This window comes from Butyrivibrio sp. WCE2006 (assembly GCF_000701985.1).
GTDB lineage: Bacteria > Bacillota > Clostridia > Lachnospirales > Lachnospiraceae > Butyrivibrio.
Genome location: NZ_JNKH01000008.1, coordinates 158,043 through 164,336 on the forward strand (window position 1 = coordinate 158,043; position 6,294 = coordinate 164,336).

At 38.5% G+C, this 6,294-nt stretch carries 7 protein-coding genes, 1 tRNA gene and 1 rRNA gene; all 9 read left to right on the plus strand.

Annotation, left to right across the window (positions count from 1 at the left end):
• Positions 1 to 118 precede the first annotated feature (118 nt).
• Positions 119 to 1,612 (plus strand): zinc-ribbon domain-containing protein, encoded by a 1,494-nt coding sequence (locus T501_RS07970; protein ID WP_197027940.1) that lies wholly within the window; start codon positions 119 to 121, stop codon positions 1,610 to 1,612.
• Positions 1,613 to 1,769: 157 nt separating this feature from the next.
• On the plus strand, positions 1,770 to 1,895 hold the full coding sequence (locus T501_RS22865; protein ID WP_255347426.1) for an FHA domain-containing protein: 126 nt from the start codon (positions 1,770 to 1,772) through the stop codon (positions 1,893 to 1,895).
• A 62-nt stretch (positions 1,896 to 1,957) separates the two neighbouring features.
• Positions 1,958 to 2,959: an SCP2 sterol-binding domain-containing protein gene (locus T501_RS07975; protein WP_044914180.1), complete on the plus strand. Its 1,002-nt coding sequence runs from the start codon at positions 1,958 to 1,960 to the stop codon at positions 2,957 to 2,959.
• Positions 2,960 to 2,961: 2 nt separating this feature from the next.
• Entirely contained in the window at positions 2,962 to 3,597 is a 636-nt protein-coding gene (locus tag T501_RS07980) for a rhomboid family intramembrane serine protease (RefSeq protein WP_044914182.1), read from the plus strand.
• Entirely contained in the window at positions 3,594 to 4,016 is a 423-nt protein-coding gene (locus T501_RS07985) for an HIT family protein (protein ID WP_044914184.1), read from the plus strand. Before T501_RS07980 ends, T501_RS07985 begins: the two co-directional genes overlap by 4 nt.
• A gap of 1 nt (position 4,017) precedes the next feature.
• Entirely contained in the window at positions 4,018 to 4,860 is an 843-nt protein-coding gene (locus T501_RS07990; protein ID WP_026510988.1) for a fumarate hydratase, read from the plus strand.
• 32 nt (positions 4,861 to 4,892) lie between these two features.
• Positions 4,893 to 5,447 (plus strand): Fe-S-containing hydro-lyase, encoded by a 555-nt coding sequence (locus T501_RS07995; protein WP_026510989.1) that lies wholly within the window; start codon positions 4,893 to 4,895, stop codon positions 5,445 to 5,447.
• 140 nt (positions 5,448 to 5,587) lie between these two features.
• Positions 5,588 to 5,675, plus strand: a tRNA-Ser gene (locus T501_RS08000).
• Positions 5,676 to 6,135: 460 nt separating this feature from the next.
• Positions 6,136 to 6,294 (plus strand): 16S ribosomal RNA (locus tag T501_RS08005); the annotation flags it as partial.

Consider the following 6,294-nt stretch of genomic DNA (forward strand, 5'->3'; position numbering starts at 1 on the left):
GTAAAGCGCGGGGGGTCAAGCAGGGCAAAACTACAGTCATGGATGAGAAGGTGCAAAGAGAGATTTATGCAACGGTTCATGGAAGGAGTAAAAAAGGAGAAACATGCGAAGATGTAGATTGGAAGACAGCCTTGCTATTAATAGGCCTGATCTTGTTTTGGAGTGGGACAAAGAAAAAAATATAGGAATAAGACCTGATGAAGTGACATGTGGATCAGAAAGAAAGGTTTGGTGGATTTGCTCAAAGCATCATAACTTTGATGCAAGAATCAATAACAGGGTTCGGTTCGGAAGTGGTTGTCCGTACTGCGCTGGACAAAAGCCAGTAAGAGGGGAAAATGATTTGGCAACAATTAGGCCTGAGATTGTTGATGAATGGGATCTCGAAAAAAATGATGGTCTGATGCCTAGTGAGGTTCTTCCTAAATCTAATAAAAAGGTATGGTGGTTATGTAATGAGGGCCATAGTTATTTGCAGAAAATATGTATAAGAACTAATCCGAAAGCAACGGGGTGTCCATATTGTGCAGGACGTAAGCTGATTAGAGGGAAAAATGATCTAGCTACACTGTTTCCTGATATAGCAAAACAATGGGATTACCAAAAGAATGGTAATTTAGAACCAAGTGAAGTGTTTTCTGCGTCCAAACAAAAGATATGGTGGGTGTGCGAAAGCAATCATAGTTATAAAGCATCGCTCAATAGTCGAACATCTTTAAATCGAGGTTGTCCATACTGTGCGGGGAAAAAAGTAATAAAAGGAGAGAATGATCTCGCAACAATATGTCCGGATATCGTAAAAGAGTGGGATTATATTAAAAATAAAGAGATGTTACCTTCGGAGATACCTGTTCATAGTAGTAAAAAAGTATGGTGGATTTGTGCCAAGGGTCATTCTTACAAAGCATATGTTTATAGAAGGACAAATAAAAATGGGACAGGATGCCCTTACTGTAGTGGGAATAAACCTATTATAGGAGAGACCGATTTACAATCGACATATCCTAAAATAGCGAAAGAGTGGGATAAAACAAGGAACATGGGGCTAATGCCTTCAGATGTTTCTGCGAGGAGTGAAAAAAAGGTTTGGTGGTTGTGTGAAAAAGGCCATAGCTACGAGGCAAGGGTTTCGCATAGGACATATATGAAAGGATCAAGTTGTCCATATTGTATAGGGAAGAAAGCAATTAGAGGAGAAACAGATCTGGTGACATTACGTCCCGATATTGCTAGTCAATGGGATTTTGATAAAAACGGGGATTTACACCCCACTTATTACACAGTTTATTCAAATAAAAAGGTTTGGTGGTTGTGTGAAAAAGGTCATAGCTATAGGTCATCACTTGACAATCGTACATTTCTAAATCGTGGATGCCCATATTGCGCGGGTAAAAAACCGATAAAGGGAGAAACAGATCTCGCAACGTTAGATCCAGATACAGCAAAGCTGTGGAATTATCAAAAAAATATAAACCTTAAGCCGACAGATGTTACATCATGTTCTGGAAAAAAGGTGTGGTGGAAATGCTCGCAAGGACATGAATGGAGAACATCCCCACATGCAATGAAAACAAGCTTAGGGTGTCCCATTTGTGTCAGAATGAAAGGGTAAATAATATAAAAGGGAAAGTAAGTGATAACGGGAATCGGCTTTTATTCTCGATTTCCGTTTTGGCTATATGTTGAATTCATATGTGAACAGCCATATGTTAGACCTCTATTAAAAAATAGACGTTATATTCAAATTTAAATTTTTTTTTCCTCCTGAGATACAGGATTTAAACTCCACGAATGGAACATATATTAATGGAAGAAGATTAATGCCAAATGAAAAAGCCGAACTCAACATAGATGATGAGGTTTCTTTTGGAAAATGTGCTTTTGCATATCGCTAAAAAGGATATGAATTATGATATAATAAGCTTTAGTCTGATTCATTTTTCATGGAGAGTATGGTATGAAGATCAATATATATTATGGTGGCCGAGGAATAATAGATGACCCTACACTTTTGGTCCTTTCAAGAATGACAGAAGTGTTTAAGGAGCTTAATGTACAGGTTGAGCAGTTCAACCTTTTCGAGCAGAAAAACGGTATCACAGCCCTTCCGGGAACATTGAAAAATTCGGATGGTATTATTCTTGCGTCAACTGTAGAGTGGTTTGGGATTGGAGGATACATGCACCAGTTTTTGGATGCATGCTGGCTTTACGGTGATAAAGACAAATTAAACGGTCTATATATGGCTCCGATTGTCATGTCCACAACCCATGGTGAGCGTGAAGGAATGATGGAGCTGTCTTCTGCCTGGGAGATACTGGGTGGAATCCCTCTTGATGGAATATGTGGATATATAGCTGATTCTTCAACACTTGAAAGGAATTCAAGCTATCAGAATCTTATTGAAAAGAAAGCTGAGAATATCTATAGATGCATTAATCAGAAAATAGAATCTTTGCCTACCAGTAATCAGGCAGTTAAGAACAGAGTTTCAATCACAAAGATAACAGATCTCACTCCGCAGGAAACGGAACAGTTGTCAAAGTACATTTCTAATGAAGAATATGTACAGAAGCAAAAAGAAGATATTCTTGAATTGAGCAGTATCTTCAGGGACAAAATGGATAAGGACCACGGAGCAGAACACGCGGAGGACTTTGTTAACAGTTTAAAAAATCATTTCAAGCCTGTCGCAGGATTACATGCTGTTTATCAGATTTCACTGCTAGATCAGACAAAAGATAAAGATATAATGATCAGGATTGATAATAAGGACATAGAATGCAAGCTTGGCGAAATCACCGGTGCCAGTGTTCACGCATCTATGAATACATCTGTATTGGAACAGATAGTGTCAGGAAGAATGACATTCCAGAGAGCATTTATGGAAGGTAATCTGAAAATGAAAGGGGACTTCAAACTGCTGAGAAGTATGGATCAGCTTTTTGAGTTTAAATAGTATTGGACGAAACAGAAGTTTTTTGGAATAGACAAATTGGAATATTCAAAACCTCATATATTAATACAATAATCATTCTCTTTAATCTTATCTGTTTTGCTATCAATTTTGTTTCAGGTGATTCACTTATAGAGAGCTTTGAGCAGAGAAGTGATTATGTGCTGGCAGGAGTACAGTATTACAGACTCATAACTTCTATGTTTCTTCACGCAGATCTTGAGCATCTTTTTAATAATATGCTCATATTATTCTTCGTTGGAGCTAATGTGGAACATGATATCGGACATTTTCCATATCTGATACTTTATTTTTTATCTGGTTTAGGTGGTAATCTCACAAGTGTTGCATATGACTTTCTGCATATGGAGTTTATACCTTCCATTGGAGCGAGCGGGGCTGTTTTTGGGATTATCGGTGCTGTAATAATAATAGTCATACACGGAAGAAAGAACCTGAAAAAGGGCTCCAATCTTCTTATCAGGCTTGCTCTAATGGTAATGTTATCTGTCTATAGCGGATTTACTGCAGCTAATGTTGACAATGCCGCACACATAGGTGGACTGTTATGCGGGGTAATAATTACATTTTTAATAACGATAATAAGTAAAAAAGAATACACAATGGAGGAATGGCTATGAAGGATTCAAATTGTATTTTTTGTAAACTCGCAAATGGAGATATCCCGACAAATTCAATTTATGAAGATGATAGATTTAATATCATTTTAGACAATGGACCAGCTACAAAAGGTCATTGTCTCATCCTGCCCAAGGATCATTATGCTAATCTTTTTGAACTTCCTGATGATATTGCTGCAGATGCAATGAAGCTTGCGAAGAAGATGGCAGGGATACTAAAAGAAAAACTTGAAGCTGATGGAATAAATCTTGTTCAGAATAACGGTTCCGCGGCAGGACAGACTGTTAATCATTTTCATTTACATATAATTCCAAGATATGAGAATGATGGGCAGCATATATTATGGAAACCAACAGAGCCGACTACAGAAGAATTAAAGGATCTTTGTGCAAGGCTTCGTGTGAATACGGAGGAATGATTTGAGAGATATTAGTGTTTCTGAAATAACCAATGCTGTAAAAAAACTGTGTATTGATGCTAATTACACATTATCTTCTGACATGGAAGAAGCGATATGTAACGCTAAGAATCAGGAAAAGTCTGGGCTTGGAAAGCAGATTTTCGGGCAGCTGGAAGAGAATCTTAGAATTGCAAAGGAAGAAAATATTCCGATATGTCAGGACACGGGAATGGCAGTGTTTTTTATAAATGTAGGTCAGGAAGCCCATATTGTAGGTGGTTCAATTTCTGATGCCGTAAATGAAGGAGTGAGACTTGGATATACTGAAGGATATCTGAGAAAATCTGTAGTAGGAGATCCTCTTTTAAGAGTAAATACAGGGGATAATACACCGGCTGTTATTCATTATGATATTGTTCCGGGAGATAATATAGAGATAACTATAGCTCCCAAAGGTTTTGGCAGTGAGAACATGAGCAAGATATATATGCTCAAACCCGCTGATGGCGAAGAGGGTGTAAAAAATGCTATAGTTCAGGCGGTAAAGGATGCAGGTCCCAATGCGTGTCCGCCTATGGTTGTTGGAGTTGGAATTGGCGGAACCTTTGAAAAATGTGCTTTACTGGCAAAAAAAGCCCTTACAAGAAAAGTAGGGGAGCACTCGAATATACCATATGTAAAAGAAATGGAAGAAGAAGTACTTGGCAGGATTAATAAGACAGGCATTGGCCCCGGTGGACTTGGAGGTACTGTTACAGCACTTGCTGTTAACATTAATACTTATGCGACCCATATTGCCGGTTTACCTGTAGCGGTTAATATATGCTGTCATGTTAACAGGCATAGAAGTATTACTATCTAAATAGTCAACAGTTCAGATGGAAGGATTTTTACATGGAACATAGAATTACAGCACCATTCTCTGCTGAAACAATCAAGAAATTACACAGTGGAGATATGGTATATATTTCCGGAGTAATATATACAGCCAGGGATGCTGCTCATAAAAGGATGATGGAGACTTTGGACGCCGGGCAGGAATTACCTATAGGAATAGAAGGCAATGTGATATATTATATGGGACCGTCACCTTCCCGTGATGGAAGACCTATTGGGTCTGCAGGACCCACCACAGCCAGCAGAATGGACAAATATGCTCCAAGATTACTGGATATGGGATTGTGCGGAATGATTGGAAAAGGAAAAAGATCACCGGAAGTCATAGATGCAATTGTCAGAAACAAGGCTGTTTATCTTGCTGCAATCGGAGGGGCCGGTGCACTTTTGTCAAAATCAATAAAGAAAGCAGAAGTAGTAGCTTATGATGATCTGGGAACAGAAGCAATCAGAAGACTTGAAGTGGAAGACTTTCCGGCCATCGTTGTGATAGACAGTTACGGAAGTAATCTGTACGAAACAGCAATCAAAGAATTTAATGGAGAAAAATAAATACATTCCAAAAACAAATATTGTGATTTATTTGAAAAGATTAGTTGACAATAACCTTTTGGATTTGTATAATAAATTTTGCGTCAATGCTAAAGCATTTACGAACAACTGAATACCATTTGGTAGAGGTTTTCAGACATGGAGAAATACTCAAGTGGCTGAAGAGGCGCCCCTGCTAAGGGTGTAGACCGTTCACGCGGTGCGAGGGTTCAAATCCCTCTTTCTCCGTTAGCTTATCCCCAGCAAATTTATTTGCTGGGGATTTTTATATGCTATATTCCTTACAATATACTGGTTATGTTGAACCTTTTATCCAAATTTATTAAAAAACTGAAAAAAGTTAAAAAAAGTGATTGACACTAATAGGGGGCAGTGATATATTTATATTCGCTCGCTGCGAGTGATAGCTACTAACCGGAAGGAATCAGTACTACACTGATAAAGCGAACATAAAAATAAAAAAGTTCTTGACAAAAAGCTGCTAACAAGATATACTAAATGAGTTGCGGCTGATAAGCCGAGACAAAGCACTTTGACAATGAAATAGTAATGCAACCCTGAAAATTCCAAAAAGAATATTCAGAGAACAAAACAACCTAACTAAAGGTAAAACGGACAGAACAAAAGCCAAGCTTAAGTTCTGGTCAGAAGACGAACGATCTTAAACAGAGATGTTTGAGAAACATTTAAACGTGAGAGTTCGATCCTGGCTCAGGATGAACGCTGGCGGCGTGCCTAACACATGCAAGTCGAACGGAAGATTATCGCTGATGAAGCTTCGGCAGAATCTTGATAATCTTTAGTGGCGGACGGGTGAGTAACGCGTGGGCAACCTGCCTCGTACTGG